A 19,564-nucleotide genomic window follows, 5' to 3' on the forward strand; every position below is an offset into this window, starting at 1 on the left:
GAACTTTCGCCCTCGGGCGATCGTACGGTCGGTGTACGAAGCCGTCCCGCTCGTTGAGGCGTAGCCAGTGCGCGAGCTACCGTGGCTACCTGGCTTGGGAATGAGTGCCGGTTCTGGAGATTGGACATCTTCGAGCGCGGCCTGGCCGCTGCCCGGCAGTACCTCGCCCGAGAGGGACACCTGAGCGTGCCGAGGAAACACGAAGAGGTCCTCCACCCCACCGAGCCGGACGGCGCTCGTGTGGCTGTTCCGGCTGGGGGTATGGCTTACCAACCACAAGACCAGGCGGGCGAAGCTCAGCGAGGAGCGGCGAGCGGCCTTGGCCGGGCTCGGACTTCTTTGGGTGGAGTAGGGAGCCGTAGGGGTGATGCGGTCGCTCGGTATGCCGCCGACCGGGGCCCAGTTGCACTGTGCCGGAGGTGACACCCCTCGTCTGCGGCTGGGGGCAGCGGTTCATCTCGTGGCGCCTGATGCGCTGAACGGCGCACGCGAGCGTCGTTGCGGGCGGCCGGACAGGCAGCGGTGACGGTGGCTCTGCGGGACCTGGGGTTCGGGGCGGACAGCGGCGCCGGGGGTCGTCGCTGTCCGCCCGGCGCTCCGGGTCCCGCCGTCTAGGTGTATTGACCTGAAGCGTTGTTCACGCGGCGGATCGGTGGCTGTCCTCCGAGTGCGGTGTGGCACCGGTGATGGTTGTAGGTGTGCAGGAAGCTGTCCAGGGCTGCGGTGCGCTCGGTGTTGTTGGCGTAGGGCCTCAGGTAGGCCCATTCGTCGAGCAGTGTGCGGAAAAAAGCGTTCGACCTTGCCGTTCGTCTGCGGACGGTAGGGGCGGGTGCGCTTGTGGGTGATCCCGGCCGCGGCCAGCGCATCGCGCCAGAGGAAGGACTTGTAGCAGGCTCCGTTGTCGGTCAGGACGCGCTGGACGGTGACGCCGTGGCGGTCGAAGAACGCCTGGGCGCGCTGCCAGAAGCCGGCGGCGGTGGCTTTGCGTTCGTCGGGCAGGACCTCGCTGTGGGCCAGGCGGGTGTGGTCATCGACGGCGGAGTGGATGTAGCTGTAGCCGATCACCGGGTGGCAGTTCTTGCGCTGGGCGGTGGTGGCCTGCTTGTTGCGGTCTCCGGCGGTGCGTCCGACCGCCCGCCAGCCGCCGCCGTCGGGGATGTTGCCGAGCTTTTTGATATCGACGTGGACCAGTTCGCCGGGCTGGTCGCGTTCGTAGCGGCGGATGACCCGGCCGGTGGGGCGGTCGAGCCAGGCCAGCCGGTTCAGCCCGTGGCGGGCCAGGATCCGGTGGGCGGTGGAGGTCGGCAGGCCCACGATGGGGCCGATGCGGGCGGGCCCCAGCTTCCGCTCCTGCCGCAGCCGGCAGACCCGTTCCTCCACAGCCGCGCTGGTTCGGTGCGGTGTGGTCATCGGGCGGCTGGAGCGGTCCTCCAGACCGGCCTCGCCCTCGGCGGCGCATCTGCGCACCCACTTGTGTGCTGTCGGCCGGGAGACTCCCATCTCGGCGGCCACATGGGCCACCGGGCGGCCCGATCGGACACGGTCGACCAGCAGCCGCCTGCCGTGAACGGTCAGCCGGGCATTACGGTGGGACACGAAGACCTCCCTGCGGTGCAGTCCTAGACAGCTCCACCACAGCGGAGGTCTTCGCCATGATCAATACCCCCGAGCGCTAACAACGCTCGTGCTCAATACATCTAGGCGGCTGGGGTGAGTTCGGCTTGGCCGAAGAGGAGGGCGTAGCCGGTGGGGAGTTGGTGGAGGATGCGGGTGGTCAGGTGGGGGCCGGCGTGGGCTGTGACGGCGGCGAAGACGGAGCCGGTGTCCCAGCGGGTGGTGGCCAGGGGGGCGCCGGAGCGGGTGGCGAGGTCTTTGACGAAGGCCCAGCCGGTCAGTGGTTGGTTGTCGGGGATCTGTGCGGTCAGTATGCGTGCGGCCTCCAGGGGCAGGCGGGCGGCCAGGTCGACGCGTTCGTCGCCGGTCAGTTGGCGTCCGAATCCGGCGAGGACCAGGCGGACGGCTTCGTCGGCCTTTTCGCGGGTGGGGTAGGCGCCCTCGTAGCGGACTTTCTCCAGCATCTGCTCGTAGGCCTTCGAGTACGGCTGCTGGTGCCCTTGGGGTGCGCGTACGTCGGTGATCACTGCGGTGTTTGCCTTTCGTGGAGCCCGGGTGCAGCACCCCCGGGTGATAGGTGGTCAGGTGGGCTGGGGGCGGCCGAAGAGGAGGTCGTAGCCGGTGGGGAGTTGGAGCAGGATCTGCCCCATCAGGTCTGCGCCGGCGGTGTCGGCGACGGTGGACAGGACGGCGCTGACGTCCCAGGTCGCGGTGTGTTCGGTGGCGCCTTCGATCCAGGCTGCGGTCGCGCGGACGAACCGTTCGGGGGGTAGGGGTTCGGCGCTCTGCAGCGGGTTCAGCAGGATCAGTGCGAATTCCTCCGGCAGGCGTGCGGCGAGCTGGGCTCGGGTCTCGCCGACCAGGTGCGCGCCGAGGAGGGCGAGGACTACGCGTGCCGCCCGTTCCGCTTCCTGCACGGTCTGGTACTCACCACGTTCTCTGACGTGGTCGAGGAACGCTTGGTGTCGCAGAGTCATCTCGGCCGCCCCCTTTTTTCTGTTCGGACTGGCCAGGGGTGCGGAGGACGGGTGATGAGGGGGAGATCGGGTGCCTGTCCTCCGCACCGGTCCGGCCTGCTGGTGTCAGCCGGAAATCTCCTTGCGGCCGGAGCCGACGCCGACGGAGATCTTGCGGGGCTTGGCGCGCTCGGCGATCGGGATGCGCAGGGTGAGCACGCCCGCGTCGTAGTCGGCGTGGATGTGCTCGGTGTCGAGGGTGTCGGCGAGCACGATCTGGCGGGAGAAGGCGCCCAGCGGCCGCTCGGACAGTTCCATCTGCACGTCGTCGGCCTTCGCCACTGGTCGGCGCTCGGCCTTGACGGTGAGCATGTTCCGCTCGACGTCGATGTCGATCGCGTCCGCGGTGACACCGGGGAGGTCGAAGGCCACCACGTAGTCGTCGCCTTCGCGGTAGGCGTCCATCGGCATCGCCGAGGGCTTGGACCAGGTGCCCGGGCCCATCAGCTGCTGTGCCAGCCGGTCCAGGTCACGAAAGGGGTCAGTGCGCATCAACATTGTGAAACACCTCCAGCGGGTTGTAGGCAGTTGCTGCCAATGCGCTGCACTGACACCGTTGTAGCATGTCATCCAATGGATGACAAACATGATGTCGTCGATGTGATGACAGAACGAGGGAGGTGCCCGTGACCGCAGCAGACCAGCCGTCCACAACCAGCACCGACGCCCACAGCCCGGCGTCGTTCCTCGCCGCCGCGGCGGCCCTCGACGCCATAAACGATGCCCTGCACACAGCCCAGCACCAGGCCCCTGGCAGCCCCGGCACCGAGCCGGGCCCGGAGCAGGCCCTGACGTCCCTGATGCTGCTGCGGCAGGTCCGCGAGCAGCTCGCCGGATGGGAGACCGGCCTGATCGAAACCGCCCGCGACGCGGGCGCCAGCTGGGCCGACCTCGCCCGCCCCCTCGGCGTCACCAGCCGCCAGGCCGCCGAACGCCGATATCTGCGCGGCCGCCCCGGACCCGCCGGGACCACCGGCGAGCAGCGTGTGACGGCCACCCGCCAGGCCCGGGCCGCGAGGCGCACCACCGCCACCTGGGCCCGCGCCAACGCCGCCGACCTGCGCCGCCTCGCCGGCCAGATCACCGCCCTCACCGACCTGCCCGCAGCCGCCCGCGGCCCCCTCGACGAGCTCCACGCAGCCCTCGCCCACGACGATCCCGCCGACCTCATCACCCCCCTGACCGCCACCCGCCCCTACCTGACCGCCCACCACCCCGACCTCGCCACCCGCCTCAACACCCTCACACCCCCCTGACCCCACCCCCACCACCACAAAACACCCCACAAAACCCCACAGGCGGGGCTACCGCCTCATCCCCACACAAACACCCACCCCTAGATGGCGCAGGCACCGGGCGGCGAGCCGGCAAAGCCGAAGCAGTGGATGCGGCGGACGCTGCACGGCCGGGCCGGCTCCGCCAGTCCGCAGATCACCACCCGCAGAGCCTCCACCCGCACTTCCGTGCGGCGCAATCGTTTCGCGGAGCGGCGTCCTACTCGCCACACCTCCAGCGCCCGGGGGCGGTCCCGCCGCCACTGCCCCGGGCGCCCGCGCCTTCAGCCCGGCCACCGGCCGCTGGATCGATCGGCGTGACGGTTGAGCTGAGCCAACAGCCCGCGATTCACGGCACGCGCGGGGAGGCGTGCGAGCACGAGATCGCGGGGTTCACGGGGCAAGGAGTACTGGTATGACCTGTCCCAGTTCGCGTTCCCAGTACGCGGGGCTGTGGGTGCCTCGGTAGAAGTGGGTCGTGACGCGGACTCCGGCTTCTTTGAGGCGACGGGCCACGGCGCGGGACTCGTCGGCCATGACGGCCTCGGTCAGCGAGATCACCTCGTCCGGGTAGAGGGGGGCGAGGTCCGCCAAGCCGGGGATGTGGGGCCCGGCTCGGTGCCCGGTGCGTCGAGGGCGCCCGGGGTGCCGTCCCCGGCGGAGGTATGCGGCGCCGACGGAGTGGTGCTCAGGTCTTCCGTGCTTCACATGCCGCGGGCCGGGGAACCGGGCAAAGTCGACACCCTTCTCCCCGTCTCAGGAGCCTGTAATGATCAAGAAGCTGCATGACGCCGGTGTGCGCAGCGAGCACGCCTATACCGCTGGTCTTGTCTCGATCGCGCTGTCCGTTGTGTCGTGGGCGGTGTCGGAGAAGAAGGAGGCCGCCGGCCGGGACCGGGCGGACCGGTGGGGCATCTTCGTGGGCGAGTGGGCGCCGACGTTCTTCGGGCTCGGCCTGGCGCTGGCGCACTACGAGCAGGCCGACGGAACCTTCGGCCGCTGAGACAACCGGTCGTCGAGCCGGGGCAGGACACCCTGATGGGCCGCTACGAGCACAGCGCCAACGGTCGACGCCGACGGTGGCGCCTGTCTGCCCACCTCTCCGAGGCGGGCAGACCCGCCACGCCGCATGGAAGCGATGACGGCCGCGTCCTTGGCATCAGTCTTGGCCTCGCCGGGGTAGAGGTCGGCGACCCGGCGCACGGCCAGGCCGGGCAGGCACGCGACCTGGCAGCCCGCGTCCCGGGCCACGGTCAGGGGCAGGGCGCCGATGGAGGCGGGCTGGTCCACGATCACCAGGACGCTGCCGAACTTGGCCGTCAGTTCGTCCGGGACGGCCCGCAGCTTCGGTTCGCTGTTCGGCAGGGGCTTGTCGAAGACCCTCTTCCCGGACGGGGTCAGGCCGTGACCGTGATGGGCGGTCCTGCCCACGTCCAGGCCGAGGAAGACGCCCACTTCGTCGATGCTGGTCACCGTCCCCCCACATGTCGTCGATGGCATGCCGGCCTCGGACTTCGGGGCCGCACGCGCGCATCCACGCTATGCAGACCTGTCGCCCGCAGACGACCCGGTGCTGCACCAGCTCAGGCGACGGCCGGTCCTCTCATCAGCGTCTCCGACGGCACCCCCCGGGACCGGTGACACCACCCCCCAGGTCATACCAGCCTGGTCCCGGACCGGCGCCGGGCCAACCTGTGGGACGACCGGAACAACCGGGCCCGGGGTGTTTCACCCGCCGGTTGTTGCGGGCCATGAGGTTGTAGACGCTGGGGCCGGTACGACGAGGGCGGGTCCTTCAGCGGCAGGATGAGAACCGCCAAGTCACTCGTCCGCCGTCACAAAGGACCCGCCCGGTGTCCCACCGTAATGCCCCGCTCTCGGTCGAAGGCCGTCGTCGTCTGGTCCGCCGCTGTCAGGACCGTCCCATCGCCCACGTCGCTGCGGAGATGGGCATCTCCAGGGCTTGTGCCAGCAAGTGGGTGGGCCGGTACCGCCTCCACGGTGATCTCGGCCTGCTCGACCGGCCCAGCCACGCCACCGGCACCTGGGAGCATGCTGATGCCGATCCGGACGCGGGTGTCGATGACGAGACCTCCGGTGGACGCCGCCTTCACACGGTCCGGAGGGGCGGGTGGGCGGGTGCAGTGCGGTCATCAGCTCCAGACCCGTGACGGTGGTGGAACCGCGCGGCGTCATCACGCGGACCGCATACGGGCCCAGCTGCCGGGCCAGGTCCGACTGACCACCCTCGGTTCTGACCGGGTCCCGGGCCCGCCGTCATGGCCCGGGATCTCGCACGTCAAGGCGCCGGTGGGCCTGAAACCTGTGAGGGCCCAGCGGCGCCTACAGCCCGAGGACCTGCAGACCCCCTGTCCTCCCGGCACCGCCGACCGACTCCACCTCGTGGACACACCTGTCCGGGCGCTCCGTACGCTAGAGGGAGGAATCCCGCTGTCAACACGGCCGCCGCCCAGCGGCGCCACGGCCATTGGGCGTCAGCAAGTCTCGAAGAACTTTGCGGTGGCGTGTCGATACGGCCAGTCCCCGATCGTCGTCATGGTGTACGCCGCGCGCCAAGCACGGCTGAACCCGCATGGAGGCTGAGGACCATGAAGTACATGCTGCTGATCAACGCCGCCACGACCGACGAGAGCGGCGGCGCCGCCGGATGCGAAGTCGAGGACTGGATGGCGTACGACAAGGAGGTCCGGGACGCGGGCATCCAGGTCTCCTCCGAGTCGCTGGCGGACCTGGTCACCGCCACCGAGGTGCGGGTCGGAGCGGACGGCCGGCGCACCGTCACCGACGGGCCGTACGCGGAGACCCGCGAGATCCTGGGCGGCTTCTACGTCGTCGACGTGCCCGACCTTGACGTCGCCCTGGACTGGGCGGCCCGCTGCCCGGGGGCGCGCGGCGGTGGCTCGGTCGTGGTCCGCCCGGTCGCGGACTTCGGGCTCTGACGATGGGCAAGGCGGACGTGGGGCCCTCCCTGGAGGCCGTCTTCCGGGAGGAGCGCGGGCGGCTGCTCGCCTCCCTCGTCCGCCGCTTCGGCGACCTCGACCTGGCCGAGGAGGTCACCTCCGAAGCCGTCGAGGCCGCCCTCACGCACTGGCCGGCCCAGGGTGTGCCGGCCCGCCCCGGGGCCTGGCTGCTGACCACGGCGCGGCGCCGGGCGGTGGACCGGCTGCGGCGGGACCAGGTGTACGCCGCCCGCCTCGCCGTCCTTCAGGCGGAGGCAGACCGCGCGTCCGCGAACGCGACCGCGAACGGCACGGACGGCGAAGGCGGCCTGCCGGACGAGCGCCTGCAGCTCTTCTTCACCTGCGCACACCCCGCCCTCGCCGCCGAAGACCGTGTCGCGCTGACCCTGCGCTGCCTGGCCGGGCTCACCACGCCCGAGGTGGCGCGGGCATTCCTGACGCCCACGGCCACCACCGCCCAGCGGATCGTGCGCGCCAAGCGGAAGATCCGCGAGGCTCGCATCCCGTTCCGGGTGCCGGAGCCCGAAGAGCTGCCGGAGCGGCTGCCGGGGGTGCTGCAGGTCCTCTACTCCACCTTCACCGAGGGGTACGCGGCCAGTTCCGGCCCGCGTTTGCAGCGGCTCGACCTCGCCGAGGAGGCCATCCGGCTGGCCCGGATACTGCACCAGCTGCTCCCCGCCCAGCGGGAGGCCGCCGGGCTGCTCGCACTGATGCTGCTGGTCCACGCCCGCCGCGAGGCCCGTACCGGCCCGGACGGCGCACTCGTGCTGCTCGACGAACAGGACCGCGCCCGCTGGGACGGGGCGATGATCGAGGAGGGCCGCGGCCTCGTCGTCACCGCGCTGCGCGGCGGCCCACCCGGCCCGTACGGTGTGCAGGCGGCCATCGCCGCCCTGCACGACGAGGCCGCCGACCTCGCGTCCACCGACTGGCCACAGATCGTCGCGCTCTACAACGTCCTACTGGCACTCGACCCCTCGCCGGTCGTCGCGCTGAACCGGGCGGGCGCGGTGGCGATGAGGGACGGCCCGGAGGCGGGCCTGGCGCTGCTGGAGGAGCTGGCCGACGAACACCGGCTGCGCCGGCACCACCCCTACCCGGCCGCCCGGGGCGACCTGCTGCAACGCCTGGGACGCCGCCCGGAAGCCGCCACGGCCTACCGAGAGGCCCTCACCCTGGCCGGCACCGAACCCGAGCGCGCCCACCTGCGGCACCGGATCCGGGCGGTGGAGACGCCGCCCGAAGCGGGCTGACAGCCGCAGTGCGGACACCGAATGTCGTGGCTCCTAGGCTGCGGAACTGAGCCATCGAACACCTCCACCAACGGCACAAGAGCCTGTCCGTCGCGGCCAACCCGCTCCCCACCCGAGCAACGGCCACTGCGAAAACGCCCAGGGCCTACGAGTCCTGACACCCCGGCAGACGTCGCTGCCGCGTCAGTCGCCCGTACGGGTCCGGACTCCCCCACCGTCCAGCGGGACGCCCTGGTCGGCCGACACGACGCCTCGTGGCCGGGAAGGGAGCTTCGCGGCCGGAATCGCAGGATGCCGTTGCGGGGACACCGCCGAGCGCGGGCTGCGCAGCGACGCCTCCGGCCCCTGCCGTTGCCGCAGGCGGCCGGCGAGGTGCGCCAGGGCGTGCCAGCGGCGTTCGCTCACCAGCACCATCTCCGTGGCGATCATCGCCAGGGAGAAGAACGGCAGCCCCATCAGGACCGCGATGCCGCCGTGCAGCCCGATCCCGCCGAGAACTGCGAGTCCTCTGGTCGTGCGGTTCAGCAGAAGGAAGGGGAAGGCGATCTGGAAGAACACCGTTCCATAGGTGAGAGCGGTGATCAGCGAGGCGTGCGTGTAGAGGAGCTCGGACAGCCCCGGCCATGGTGAGAATTCGGCGACCCTGAGCGTGTAGTACAGCGCGGTGCCGTTCTGCCACATGGACCCCTGCACCTTGAACATGGCGGAGGCGAGGTAGACGTAACAGATCTGAACGATGACGGCCACGATCGCAGTGTTGTGCAGCACGGTGCACGCTCGCCAGAGGGAGCCGTCGGTCGGGGCGCTGGTACCCGCCCGTCCCTGCAGCCGGCGGCGGCGAGCGTCCAGCGACCACACGGCGGAGCAGTCGGCCAGCAGCAGATAGACCAGAACCAGGCGGAGGACGTTGTCACCGCCGTCCACCACAAGCGGGTTGCGTTCGTGCCAGGACACCACCAGAACGAACAGCACCGGGGTGACCAGTCGGGTCCGCCACCCGAGGGCGAAAAGGAGAGCGGCAGCCACGGTGGCGGCGAGCAGCAGGGTGCTCCACCATGCGCTGTCTGACAGCGTGAAGAGTGTCACGGCCCCAGCGTCGGTGAGGTACCGCTGCATCAGCTCGGGGGTGAAGGGGGATTGGGTGCCCCAGATCCGCTGCCATTCGTTGAGGCTGCTGAGGAGGATGCCGAGGATGGCGAGTCCGTAGCCGACGCGGAGCGCGGCCAGGCCGTGCGTGGCCCAGCGGCGCCCGGTGGCCGAATCGTAGAGGGCACCGGTCTGTGCGCGCAGCCGTGCCGCGGCACGCGTCATCTCTTCGCGCAGGGCCTCGCGAGCCGCCGCGCTCATGCGCTCCTCACTTCCTCGGCGTCCCACCAGGGCAGGGTGCGGTAGGCGACTTCGCCCATCCCGGGGTCGTCCCGCTGGGAGAAGCGCGGGAACGTGTGCTCGACGACGCGTAGTTGTACGGCCTCGATGTGGATCGGTGTGCCGTAGCGGCGCTGGAGGCCGTCGAGGGCGAGGCTGCCGAGCTGGTCGACCGTGCGGTCGTAGAACCGTGCCAGTACGGGCGGGGTGTCCGGGCCGATGCGGACGTCTGCCTCGGCCGGGGGGTTCGGGGCCTCTTGGTCCTTGCGGCCGGTGACCGGGGCTCTGGTCTCCTGTGTCTTGGGGCCCGCCCCGGTCTTGGTGAGCTGCCGGACGGCCTCGTCATACATCTGCAGTGCACCGCTCACCTGACGGGCCGCGCGGCTGGGAGCGGCATGGCCTTCGACCATGTCGAGTTCCGGCGAGGTGAGGTCGAGGTAGGGCGTGATGGTGGTGCCGTCCGGTGTGCGGATCTCTGCCCGTGCGAGGACCCCGCGGTCGGTGTTGACCGGCTCGGGTGCGAACAGGTGCCAGTTCTGCAGGAAGTAGGGCTGCACGTATCCATCGATGAGGTTCTGGTACCGGTGGGACACCGGATTGGCCGGGGCGACATGCAGGAAACTCAGCGTGAAGTGGACCAGCAGGGCGCCCACGGCGGTCACAGCCAGGGCGGCGACGGCTCGTTCCCCTCGTCTGCCCGCGGTGCGGGGACGGGCACTCATACGGTTGTTCTCCTCTCGAAGGGTGGCGCCTCAGGGACCGAGGCGGGAAGAGCCGGGTGCGGAGCCCCCCGGGACAGGCTGCGCTCGGGCGCACACCCTGCCCCGGGAGCCGACATGGCCCTGTACCGTCAGTCGAAGAGCGTCTCGCCCGCGGTGTCCTCGGCCTGCGGCGTGGAGACCCCGGCGATGGCGCCCCGAGCGGCGTCCACGGCCCCAGCGCCGAGTGCGCCTGCCGCTCCTCCGACCGCCGCCGACGCCATGTCCCTGCCCCAGGCGTTCGGGCCCGCGGGGGCATCGAAGGCCCGCTCGTCGACGAGCTCGGCGTCGGTGGGCGTGGAGACTCCGGCGATCGCACCGCGAGCGGCGTCCACGGCCCCAGCGGCGACTCCGCCCGCGAAACCGGCCGCCGCGGCCTTGCCCATGTCGCTGGCCCAGGCGTTCGGGGCTTCGCCCGGGGCCAGGCCGGCGCCGTCGCCGGCTGCCGCCGCCGCGAAGGCCTGGCTCGCCGGGCGGGCGTCGGCGGGCGCGGCGGCACCCTTCGCATCGGCTGCCGCGGTCATGCCCAGAGGCCCGGTGATCAGGCCCAGCGAGCAGGCAACCACCGTGGTGGCCGTCCACAGTCTCTTGTTCCGCATGGGAACTCCTTCTGGGTGGGGAACACGGATGACGCAGGCGGTCGTGACGCGTCCGGACACGCCGTGGGCCGCCCGCAGCCCACCACACTCCCGATCACCCGGCCCGACGAGAAGAGCGCACCGGCGGCCACAAGCGGCCATTGCCGGATCCGGACACAGGCGCGGCGCCCGGTTCGGCGTGCGGCGGGCACCGCCCGCTCCCGGCCCCGGCAGTTCCCTCAGCCGGCGGCACATGGGGTGCGTTGCCGTCTTGTACAACCGGCAGCCCACTGTGACACTGCGGGTGCGGAACTGGTCACTGACGGTGCCGCACGAGATGTTCCTCGGCGGGGGCCGGGAGCCGTTCTTCGAGAACGGCGGTTCCAAACAAGTCGCTTGTCGATTCTGGTTACCCCGGAGGACACCATGCTGGACAGATTGGGTATCGGTGCGCTGGCGGAATCCGTCTACCGCACCGCCCTCGCCCATCCCGACCGCACCGCTGCACAGATCGGTACCCTGCTCGGTCTCGGGGAGGCCGAGCTGAAGAACGCTTTACGCACACTGGCCGGGGCCGGTCTCCTCGTGCGGCCGACCGGCGAGGATCTGTCGGAGCCCCCGGACCTCCGCCCGCCCCAGGACGCGGTGCTCACTCTGCTACGCGAGGAAGAAGGCCGCCTGAAGCAGCGGCAGCATGTGCTGAGGCAAGCTCAGGACGCCCTGGAAGACCTGGTTCACGACTACGCATCCGCGCGCAGCCACCAGGTCGAAGCGGGTGTCGAGCTACTCCCGGATGCCACGGTGGCCACAGCGACGCTGTACCGACTCGCCCGTAGCGTCCGCCGCACGGTCCAGTCGATACTCCCCGACGACGGGTCGACCAGCGACGAACCGTCCTCGGGATTCCACCTGGACCGTGACGCCCTCGAACGGGTACCGGTGATCCGCACGCTGTGTTCACAGACTGCTCTCGAGGCCACGCACCTACGCCACCCGTGCGCGTCACTGACCGAGGCCCGGGCACAGGTGCGGACCGCTCCCGCCCTGCCGACGCGGCTCCTGATCCTCGACGAGCGGACGGCGGTGATACCGGCCGGCCCCCACCCGTCGAACGGCGCCTACCTGATAAACGGGACGGCGCTCGTGGCGCCGGCGGCCGCCCTGTTCGAGACCATCTGGTCCACCGCCCGAATCCGCCGACCAGAACCAGACGAACCACACAAAAGAGCCCTGTCGCCCCAGGAAGCGAGCACATCCGACACCGCCGCGCATCCCCCCTCACCCCTGCCACCACAGGTACTGGACACCCTGATCCTCTTGGCCCGAGGACACAAAGACGCATCGATCGCACGCCGCACACGCGTATCCACACGCAGCGTCCGTCGCCGCATCACCCAGGCCATGAACCTCCTGCACGCCGACAGCCGCTGCGAACTCATCGCAACCGCCGCACACCAAGGCTGGCTCCCACCCCCCGCAGCACGGCCAAACGACAGCGGTGACCTGCCTCATGCCCTGGGTTCCAGATGCGGTGGCTGACTGGCGGCCCTTCACGAAAGGCCGGCAGTCGTGCCTCGTCCTACGCCGTCATCTGCTTCGCGGCCCTGCAACGGGACCGTCGGTCTCCGGGCCCGGCATGACTGCTGCCCCCTGTCGCTCGAATGAGCTCGAAGGACCTGGGGTTGGTGTCACCGGGCCCGGGGGGTACCGCAGGAGACGCCGATGAGAGGACCGGCCGTCGCCTGACCTGGTGCAACACCAGGTCCTCCGCGGGCGACAGGTCTGCATGACGTGGATGCGCGCGCGGCCCCGAAGCCCGAGGCCGGCATGCCATCGACGACGTGTGGGGGCGCGCCGCCCCTATCGCCACCCTCCGCACCACCCTTCCGCACCGCGCTGCCGCTCGTCGGCCGCGGCGGCGCCATCGGCGCGGTGGATGGCGTGCCGGTGGAACGCGATGCCGGGCGTAGCGGACCACGGCGCGGCCAAGGCTGCCCTGTCCCAGTGGCTCTCCGCGGTACGGGCCGAGGAACGCCGGCGCAGGGTGCAGGTACTGGACGACCGGCCGCCGCATCTGGATACCGGCCTCGCGTGGCTGTTGGCGGCACTCCGCCGGCGGTCCCCGAAACCACGCACGCCAAGAGCGCGGCGACGGCCCCGGTTGATGCGCCGGCTGAAGGAGCAGAGGCCCCCCGCCCTGAGCCGGACGGGGCCTTGACGACCGCGGCTCACTGACCTGCCTCCGCTACGGAGACGGGCGAGCGCGGAGGAGCCGCCCTCAGCCCTTCGCGCGCGGACCGGCGGGGGTGGCGGTGACCAGGAGGAGTTGCTGGTACCCACCGTCTTCGGGCTGGAAGGGGCCGGTGCAGGTGATCAGCGTCAGGACGGGTGGCCCGGTGGTGCGGAAGACGCGGTCGGAGAGGGCGGTCTTGTTCACCGTGCGGCGCGCGGTGATGCGGTAGCGGGTATGGGTGCCGTCGTCTTGGCGGACGAGCAGCGGGTCGCCGCGTCGGACGGTGGCCAGGGCGGCCAGCGCCCCCAGCTCGCCGGACCGGGAGTCCACGTGCCCGACCAGGACCGCGGAACCGTGGCGGGAGCCCGGGCGGGCGCCGGGGCGGTACCAGCCGACGTCGTCGGCGTCGCCCGGAACGGCGAGGTCGCCTGCGGAGGTGACGCCGACCGGCACCACGTCCGCCCGTACATGCTGGTTGGGAAGCCGCAACCGCACCGGCACGCCCGGTCGTCTGCTGCCGGACGCCGCAGCGCCGCCGTGGCGACCGTCATGGCCGGCCGTAGGGGCGCGGCCGAAGTCGGACGGAGCCTGTTGCGGCGCCGCCGCAAGGACCAGCGTGGTGGCCGAGGTGAGCAGGGCGGCCACCAGTACCGCCCACCAGCCCACCGCGCGCACGGGTGGGCGCGGTCGGCCGGTGGTGCCGGGACTCTCCGGTCCCGGCACCACCGGATCCGCCTCGCAGGGCTGGTTCACCGCCTGCGGTGGGCCAGTCGGACGCCGGCGATCAGGGCTACGAGGCCCGCGCCCGCCGCAGCGGCGTACAGCGCGGCGTCGTCGTTCGCGACGGCCGCCCCCGCGCCGCCCGCGGACGGCGCGCCCGGCGTCTTCGAGCCGGTGGTGAGCGTCTGCACCTTGAGCGCGAGGTTGTCGTCCTCGGCGCTGCCCCAGGCGTAGACGATGGTCGAAGCTCCGTCGGCGAGGTCGAGCTTCGCCGGGCCGATCACCACCTCCCCGGTGCCGGCGAGCGTCACGTCGGCGTTGACCGTGCCCGCGGGTACCTCGCCAGTGGCCTCGCCGGGGTTCTTCAGGTCCTTGAAGACGGCCTGGCCGTCGGCCCGTACATCGACGGCCGGAGCGGCGGCGACGTGGCGCACGGTGAGCCGCGACTTGCCGTCGGGCACGGTGGAGACGTCGTTGACGTAGGCGTTCAGGGCCGGCTGGCCGCCCTCGCTGAGGTTCGCCGTCACCGAGGCGTTCGCCCCGCCCGGCACATCGATCTGCTTCTCCACGACGGGATCGCCGGAGGAGGGCGAGGTGCCCACCGCGAACACCTCGATGTCGTAGGACCCGGCCGGCAGCGTCAGCGGGTCGGTCAGTGTGCCGGGCTGGAAGTCCGACAGCAGCTCCTTGCCGTCGGCGTACACATCCACCGGCGTGCCGGGGATGCCATGGAAGACGGTGACCGTCGCCGCGCCCTCCGCCGGGGCGGCCGGGGCCACGGGCGCGAGAGCGAGAGCGAGTACTCCGGATGCGGCGAGCGTGCACGCGGCACGCACGATACGACTGCTCATATGACGTCCCTTCCTCACAGCCCTTCCGGCCTACCCAACCGGCTGGCAGTACGGCCAGCCTGCCGAGCCACCGGGGTCGACTGCTCCGGTCGTGAGCGGCTCACCGATCACGATCGAAGCAGCCCCGCCGGCACACAACCGGAAACGGCAGCAAACCCGCGCCCGGAGCAGAGAAAGGCCAGACACGGGCTCGGGAAAGGAACCGCGAAGCAGCGCCCCCCATTCAGGTGAACACCAAGAGCAAAACAGAACTATCGGGCTGCACGGCGGCATCGCGGTCCTGATGCAGCCCCCGTCGACCGGCCACCCCAAAGGGCTACGTGCTCACCCACGGCAACCTCTGGACCGGAAGCCACGAACACCGCGCCACTACCACATCCGCCCCCGTTATGTTTTCCGCGGTCCTGCAAGAGGGCCGCTGGCCTCCGGGCCCGGCATGACTGTTCCCCCCTGTCGAACAGATGACCTGGGGGGTGGTGTCACCGGGCCCAAGAGGCGCCGTCGGAGACGCTGATGAGAGGTCCGGCCGCCACCCGGTCCGGCGCAATGCTGGGCAGCTCGCGGATGGCAGGTCTGCATAACGTGGATGCGCGCATACGACACCGACGCCGAGGCCGGCACGATCAACTCACCCGGAGGGGTGCGATGTTCGAGATCGAAGACGTGGGCGTGTTCCTCGGCCTGGACGTCGGCAAGAGTGCCCATCACGGCCACGGGCTCACCCCGGCTGGCAAGAAGGTCTTCGACAAGCAGCCGCCCAACAGCGAGCCGAAGCTGCGGGCCGTCTTCGACAAGCTGGCAGCGAAGTTCGGCACCGTGCTGGTGATCGTGGACCAGCCCGCCTCGATCGGAGCCCTGCCCCTGACCGTCGCCCGGGACGCCGGCTGCAAGGTCGCCTATCTGCCCGGTCTGTCCATGCGGCGGATCGCCGACCTCTACCCGGGCGAGGCGAAGACCGACGCGAAGGACGCCGCGGTGATCGCGGACGCCGCCCGGACCATGCCGCACACCCTGCGCTCCCTGGAACTGACCGACGAGATCACCGCCGAGCTGACCGTGCTGGTGGGCTTCGACCAGGACCTGGCGGCCGAGGCGACCCGCACCTCGAACCGGATACGCGGCCTGCTCACCCAGTTCCACCCCAGCCTGGAGCGCGTCCTCGGCCCGCGTCTGGACCACCCCGCGGTGACCTGGCTGCTGGAACGCTACGGATCCCCGGCCGCCCTGCGAAAGGCCGGTCGTCGCAGGCTCGTTGAGGTGATCCGGCCCAAGGCTCCGCGCATGGCCGCCCGGCTGATCGACGAGGTGTTCGATGCGCTCGACGAGCAGACCGTCGTGGTCCCGGGCACCGGCACCCTCGACCTCGTGATCCCCACCCTGGCCGCCTATCTGGCCACCGTCCACACCCAGCGCCGGGCCCTGGAAGCCCAGATCAACGCCCTGCTGGAGGCTCACCCTCTTTCCGAGGTCCTGACGTCGATGCCCGGCGTCGGCGTCAGGACCGCCGCCGTCCTGTTGGTCACCGTCGGCGACGGCACCAGCTTCCCCACCGCAGCCCACCTCGCCTCCTACGCCGGCCTCGCCCCGACCACGAAGTCGTCCGGGACCTCGATCCACGGCGAACACGCACCACGAGGCGGAAACCGGCAGCTCAAACGGGCCATGTTCCTGTCCGCCTTCGCCTGCATGAACGCCGATCCGGCCTCCCGCACCTACTACGACAAGCAACGAGCCCGCGGCAAGACCCACACCCAGGCCCTCCTCCGACTGGCCCGTCAACGCATCAGCGTCCTGTTTGCCATGCTCCGCGACGGCACCTTCTACGAACCCCGCGTCCCCAAGGACGTCGAACTCGCCGCATGACCTCAGCAACCCTGAACCACCCCAAACCCGACAGGGGCGCCTTGACGAAAGACATAGAGGCACCCCCCCGGCGGTGACCGGGCAGACCGCGACAACACCACTGTTCCTGCCGCTGACACACATCCTGGGCCGCCATCCAGATCGCCTGCCTACTGGCACACATCGAGGCGGGACCCTGCCCGAACATCCAGCCGGACGAACTGCAGCCCAAGCTGCGGGAGTTCCCACCAACGTTCACGGCGGGGGGCGCCGTACCCGTCCGAAAAGATCCACAACACCGCACACACCACCACGAAGTGGACCGTGGGGCGTCGTGCGACCGGGCGGACCGGGTGGCGGTGCGGTTCGCCGAGGCGGCGCTGGCGCGGTTCCTCGGCACCGGCCCGGGGCCGGGGGTGGGCGTTCGCGCCGCGTGGGCGCTGTACGACCTGCTGGTGTACCGGCGAGTGCGCAAGAAGCTGGGCGGCCCGGCTGCGCTACGCCATCAGCGGTGGCTCGCCCCTGGACCGCCGGCTGAACCTGTTCTTCTTCGCCGCCGGAGTCGTGGTCTACGAGGGCTACGGGCTGACGGAGACGACGGCCGCGGTGACCCTGGTACCGCCTCTCGAGCCGCGGCCGGGCACGGTGGGGCCGCCGGTGCCGGGCACGGCGATACGGGTCGCGGACGACGGCGAGGTACTGGTGCGCGGCGGGATCGTCTTCGACTCCGACCGGCGGAACGCGGCCGCCACCGAGGAGGTGCTGGCGGACGGCTGGCCCGCCACCGGCGACCTGGGCGCGCTGGACGACGAGAGGTTCCTGACGATCACCGGGCGGAAGAAGGACATCCTGGTCACCTCCGACGGCAAGAACGTCTCCCCCAGCGTGCTGGAGGACCGGCTGCGGGGCCGGGCCACCGGTGGGGCAGTGCATGGTGGGCGACGGCCGACCCTGCGTGGCGGCGCTGATGACGCTGGAGGAGGAGGCGATACGGCACTGGCTGGCGGTGCGCGGGCGACCGGCGGAAACACCGCGTGCCCGGCTACGGGAAGACCCCGAGCTGCTGGCGGACCTGCAGCGTGCGGCGGACCACGCCAGCGAGGCGGCCTCGCGGGCGGATTCGATCCGGCGTTTCGTGTTCGTGGACGGCGAGTTCACCGAAACCGACGGCATGCGCGGCTGCGGCGCTGAAAGTCCGTCGGCAGGCCGTGGCGGAGAGGTACGCGAAGGAGATCGACGAGCTGTACGCGCGCTGACGAGGCGTCAGGCGGCGCCGCTTGGGTCGGGACAGCAGTCGTGGATCAGCTCGTGCAGGAGGGCCGGGGTCCGGGCGGCCGGTTCGGCAAGGGTGACGAGCCGGTCGATCAGGTGCCGGTAGAACTCGACTTCCTCGGGGTCCTCGGGGTAGCGGGCACTGCGGAGCTGCTCGAGGTAGGCCACGTCGGGCAGGCCGCTTTCGGCGAACCGGAGGAGGCTGACGGCACCGCCGCCGGTCACGAGCCCGCCGGTGTGCAGGGGCAGTACCTGGACGGTGACGTGCGGCAGACGGCTGACTGCGGCCAGATGGTGCAGCTGAGCGCGCAGGGTGTCGGGGCCGCCGACCGGGCGGCGGAGAGCGGCCTCGTCGACGACGGCCCACAGGTGCGGGGGATCCGTGCGGTGCAGGACGTCCTGGCGGCGGGTGCGCAGCCGGACGCGGCGTTCGCGCTCGGAGGTGCTGGTGCCGGGATGGCCGAGGGCGAAGAGTGCGCGGGCGTACTCGGGTGTCTGGAGCAGCCCGGGCACGAACTGGGGTTCGTAGGCGCGGATGACGGAGGCGGCCTGCTCGAGGCCCAGATAGGTCTCCAGCCAGGCGGGGACGATGTCGCGGTAGTCGTCCCACCAGCCGGGCCGGTTGGCCTGTTCGGCGAGGCCGAGGAGCACGGCACGCTCGGCGTCGTCGTCGACGCTGAAGATGGTCAGCAGGTCGGCGACGTCGCGGAGCCGGCAGCCGGTGCGGCCGAGTTCGACCCCGGCGAGGCGGGTGTCGGTGCTGCGGATCGCCTCGGCGGCCTCCTGCCGGGAGACGTACTGGGCTTCGCGCAGTTCGCGCAGCCGGCTCCCGAGGACCATGCGGGCCACGGCCGGTCCGGCCGGGGTGGTGGCATGGGTGGGCCGGGCGGTGCCGGCGGGGCTGGTTCTGGTGCCGTGTGTGCTTCGCATGGTCTCGCTCTCCGTCCACGAACGCCGCAACGGTCCACCTTGGTGTTCTGCCCCGCCGTGTCGCAGCGTTCACTTTTCCACAAGCACGGTCTTCGCGGCGCCCGTTGCCAATGTAGGGAACGGGGCAGTGTCTGTCAGCGGCGGGGTCCGGGGGTGACCAGGAGGTAGGGGCGGCGGCGGGTGTCGGTGTAGCGGTCGGCGTCCCAGCCATGGGTGGACAGGAGGTGGGCGCAGTCGTCGAGACCGTCGCGGCCCTGCCGCCGGTCCGGGTCGTCGTCGGCGGTGTGCCAGGCGACGCGCACGGTGCCGGGGTCGGCGTGGCGAGCGGTCACGCGGTAGCCGCTGCTGGTGCACCGTCCGGTGTCGTCCAGTGCGGTGGGCGGCAGGCCGGCGGCTTCGAGGGTGAGGGCGACGGCGTGGACGGGGCGGGCGCGTTCCCAGTCGGCGGGTGTGCCAGGGGTGCCGGTGAGGCGGCGAATCTCCAGGAGGGAGCGCCAGGCCCGGGTGGCGGCCTCGGGGTGACGGGCTCCGGCGTGCGGCGGGCCGTCACCGGTGGCGGGGGTGAAGCCGGAGGACGGTGTCCCCGGGTGGTGGTGGTCGGGGTCCGCGGTGGTGCGGAGCAGGCCGTCGCGGAGAGTGCGTCCGGCAGGGGTGAGGTAGTGGGCGCCGCGGGTGCCGTGGCGGCGGGCGAGGCCGAGGGCGGTGAGGCGCGCCGTGACGGCGGCGCTCGCGCGGATCTCGCCGGTGGCCGGGTCGGCTGCGGTGACCGCCCGGCGCTGAGCGGTTGTCAGCGGCGGGCGGCCGTGTCCCCGGCCGGGTGTGTCCCGGCCGGCGCGGGGCGGCGTCATACCGGCAGGGTACGGCGCCGCTGTGACGG

Annotated in this window: 18 protein-coding genes and 3 pseudogenes; 8 read left to right on the forward strand and 13 right to left on the reverse strand. The window is 71.4% G+C overall.

Annotated elements, in window-relative coordinates:
* Positions 1–611 precede the first annotated feature (611 nt).
* From E4198_RS00185 to E4198_RS00205, 4 genes and pseudogenes are all read right to left on the reverse strand, one after another.
* Positions 612–1,596 (reverse strand): annotated as a pseudogene (locus tag E4198_RS00185) (IS481 family transposase).
* Positions 1,597–1,697: 101 nt separating this feature from the next.
* The gene (locus tag E4198_RS00195) at positions 1,698–2,141 is read right to left on the reverse strand and encodes a DUF2267 domain-containing protein (RefSeq protein ID WP_136181317.1); all 444 of its coding nucleotides are present in this window, start codon (positions 2,139–2,141) and stop codon (positions 1,698–1,700) included.
* Between the two features lie 54 nt (positions 2,142–2,195).
* The gene (locus tag E4198_RS00200; protein WP_136181318.1) at positions 2,196–2,591 is read right to left on the reverse strand and encodes a DUF2267 domain-containing protein; all 396 of its coding nucleotides are present in this window, start codon (positions 2,589–2,591) and stop codon (positions 2,196–2,198) included.
* A 105-nt stretch (positions 2,592–2,696) separates the two neighbouring features.
* Complete coding sequence (locus E4198_RS00205) at positions 2,697–3,128, reverse strand: Hsp20/alpha crystallin family protein (protein WP_136181319.1); 432 nt, start codon at positions 3,126–3,128, stop codon at positions 2,697–2,699.
* A gap of 128 nt (positions 3,129–3,256) precedes the next feature.
* Between E4198_RS00205 and E4198_RS00210 the strand changes: the two genes are divergently transcribed.
* On the forward strand, positions 3,257–3,886 hold the full coding sequence (locus E4198_RS00210) for a type III effector protein (RefSeq protein WP_136181320.1): 630 nt from the start codon (positions 3,257–3,259) through the stop codon (positions 3,884–3,886).
* 411 nt (positions 3,887–4,297) lie between these two features.
* On the opposite strand, the gene E4198_RS00215 is transcribed toward E4198_RS00210, so the two are convergent.
* On the reverse strand, positions 4,298–4,498 hold the full coding sequence (locus E4198_RS00215; protein ID WP_136181321.1) for an alpha/beta hydrolase: 201 nt from the start codon (positions 4,496–4,498) through the stop codon (positions 4,298–4,300).
* A gap of 175 nt (positions 4,499–4,673) precedes the next feature.
* On the opposite strand from E4198_RS00215, the gene E4198_RS00220 reads away from it, so the two are divergent.
* Entirely contained in the window at positions 4,674–4,907 is a 234-nt protein-coding gene (locus E4198_RS00220; RefSeq protein ID WP_136181322.1) for a hypothetical protein, read from the forward strand.
* Here E4198_RS00220 and E4198_RS00225 read toward each other — a convergent pair.
* Positions 4,874–5,377, reverse strand: a complete 504-nt coding sequence (locus E4198_RS00225) for an IS110 family transposase (RefSeq protein WP_281727953.1) — start codon at positions 5,375–5,377, stop codon at positions 4,874–4,876. The genes E4198_RS00220 and E4198_RS00225 overlap by 34 nt on opposite strands.
* A gap of 380 nt (positions 5,378–5,757) precedes the next feature.
* Here E4198_RS00225 and E4198_RS00230 point away from each other — a divergent pair.
* From E4198_RS00230 to E4198_RS00240, 3 genes and pseudogenes are all read left to right on the forward strand, one after another.
* Positions 5,758–5,934 (forward strand): annotated as a pseudogene (locus E4198_RS00230) (leucine zipper domain-containing protein); the annotation flags it as partial.
* Positions 5,935–6,513: 579 nt separating this feature from the next.
* A complete protein-coding gene (locus E4198_RS00235) occupies positions 6,514–6,864 on the forward strand; it encodes a YciI family protein (RefSeq protein ID WP_136181323.1) in 351 nt (116 codons plus the stop codon).
* Positions 6,865–6,866: 2 nt separating this feature from the next.
* On the forward strand, positions 6,867–8,138 hold the full coding sequence (locus E4198_RS00240) for a DUF6596 domain-containing protein (protein WP_136181324.1): 1,272 nt from the start codon (positions 6,867–6,869) through the stop codon (positions 8,136–8,138).
* A 183-nt stretch (positions 8,139–8,321) separates the two neighbouring features.
* Here E4198_RS00240 and E4198_RS00245 read toward each other — a convergent pair whose 3' ends face one another.
* The 3 genes from E4198_RS00245 to E4198_RS00255 all read right to left on the reverse strand — a co-directional run bounded on the left by E4198_RS00245 (position 8,322) and on the right by E4198_RS00255 (position 10,860).
* Complete coding sequence (locus E4198_RS00245; protein ID WP_136181325.1) at positions 8,322–9,485, reverse strand: HTTM domain-containing protein; 1,164 nt, start codon at positions 9,483–9,485, stop codon at positions 8,322–8,324.
* On the reverse strand, positions 9,482–10,225 hold the full coding sequence (locus tag E4198_RS00250) for a DUF5819 family protein (protein ID WP_136181326.1): 744 nt from the start codon (positions 10,223–10,225) through the stop codon (positions 9,482–9,484). The genes E4198_RS00245 and E4198_RS00250 overlap by 4 nt, the downstream gene beginning before the upstream one ends.
* Before the next feature lie 128 nt (positions 10,226–10,353).
* The gene (locus E4198_RS00255) at positions 10,354–10,860 is read right to left on the reverse strand and encodes a hypothetical protein (protein ID WP_136181327.1); all 507 of its coding nucleotides are present in this window, start codon (positions 10,858–10,860) and stop codon (positions 10,354–10,356) included.
* A 417-nt stretch (positions 10,861–11,277) separates the two neighbouring features.
* Here E4198_RS00255 and E4198_RS00260 point away from each other — a divergent pair, with 417 nt between their 5' ends.
* Complete coding sequence (locus E4198_RS00260; RefSeq protein ID WP_136181328.1) at positions 11,278–12,378, forward strand: hypothetical protein; 1,101 nt, start codon at positions 11,278–11,280, stop codon at positions 12,376–12,378.
* A 739-nt stretch (positions 12,379–13,117) separates the two neighbouring features.
* Here E4198_RS00260 and E4198_RS00265 read toward each other — a convergent pair.
* Together E4198_RS00265 and E4198_RS00270 are read right to left on the reverse strand one after the other, a co-directional pair.
* A complete protein-coding gene (locus tag E4198_RS00265) occupies positions 13,118–13,747 on the reverse strand; it encodes a class F sortase (protein ID WP_247597486.1) in 630 nt (209 codons plus the stop codon).
* Positions 13,748–13,821: 74 nt separating this feature from the next.
* The gene (locus E4198_RS00270) at positions 13,822–14,643 is read right to left on the reverse strand and encodes a DUF4397 domain-containing protein (protein WP_136181329.1); all 822 of its coding nucleotides are present in this window, start codon (positions 14,641–14,643) and stop codon (positions 13,822–13,824) included.
* 645 nt (positions 14,644–15,288) lie between these two features.
* Between E4198_RS00270 and E4198_RS00275 the strand changes: the two genes are divergently transcribed.
* Positions 15,289–16,506: an IS110 family transposase gene (locus E4198_RS00275; protein ID WP_136181330.1), complete on the forward strand. Its 1,218-nt coding sequence runs from the start codon at positions 15,289–15,291 to the stop codon at positions 16,504–16,506.
* Between the two features lie 73 nt (positions 16,507–16,579).
* A pseudogene (locus E4198_RS00280) lies at positions 16,580–17,741 on the forward strand (AMP-binding protein); the annotation flags it as partial.
* Positions 17,742–17,748: 7 nt separating this feature from the next.
* On the opposite strand, the gene E4198_RS00285 reads toward E4198_RS00280, so the two are convergent.
* Both E4198_RS00285 and E4198_RS00290 read right to left on the reverse strand, forming a co-directional pair.
* Positions 17,749–18,687 (reverse strand): helix-turn-helix transcriptional regulator, encoded by a 939-nt coding sequence (locus E4198_RS00285; RefSeq protein WP_136181331.1) that lies wholly within the window; start codon positions 18,685–18,687, stop codon positions 17,749–17,751.
* Between the two features lie 134 nt (positions 18,688–18,821).
* Positions 18,822–19,535 carry a hypothetical protein gene (locus E4198_RS00290; protein WP_136181332.1) on the reverse strand — a complete coding sequence of 238 codons (714 nt, stop codon included), beginning with the start codon at positions 19,533–19,535 and terminating at the stop codon, positions 18,822–18,824.
* Between the last annotated feature and the right edge of the window lie 29 nt (positions 19,536–19,564).

Origin of the sequence: Streptomyces sp. RKND-216, assembly GCF_004795255.1 — a bacterium.
Classification (GTDB): Bacteria; Actinomycetota; Actinomycetes; order Streptomycetales; family Streptomycetaceae; genus Streptomyces; species Streptomyces hazeniae.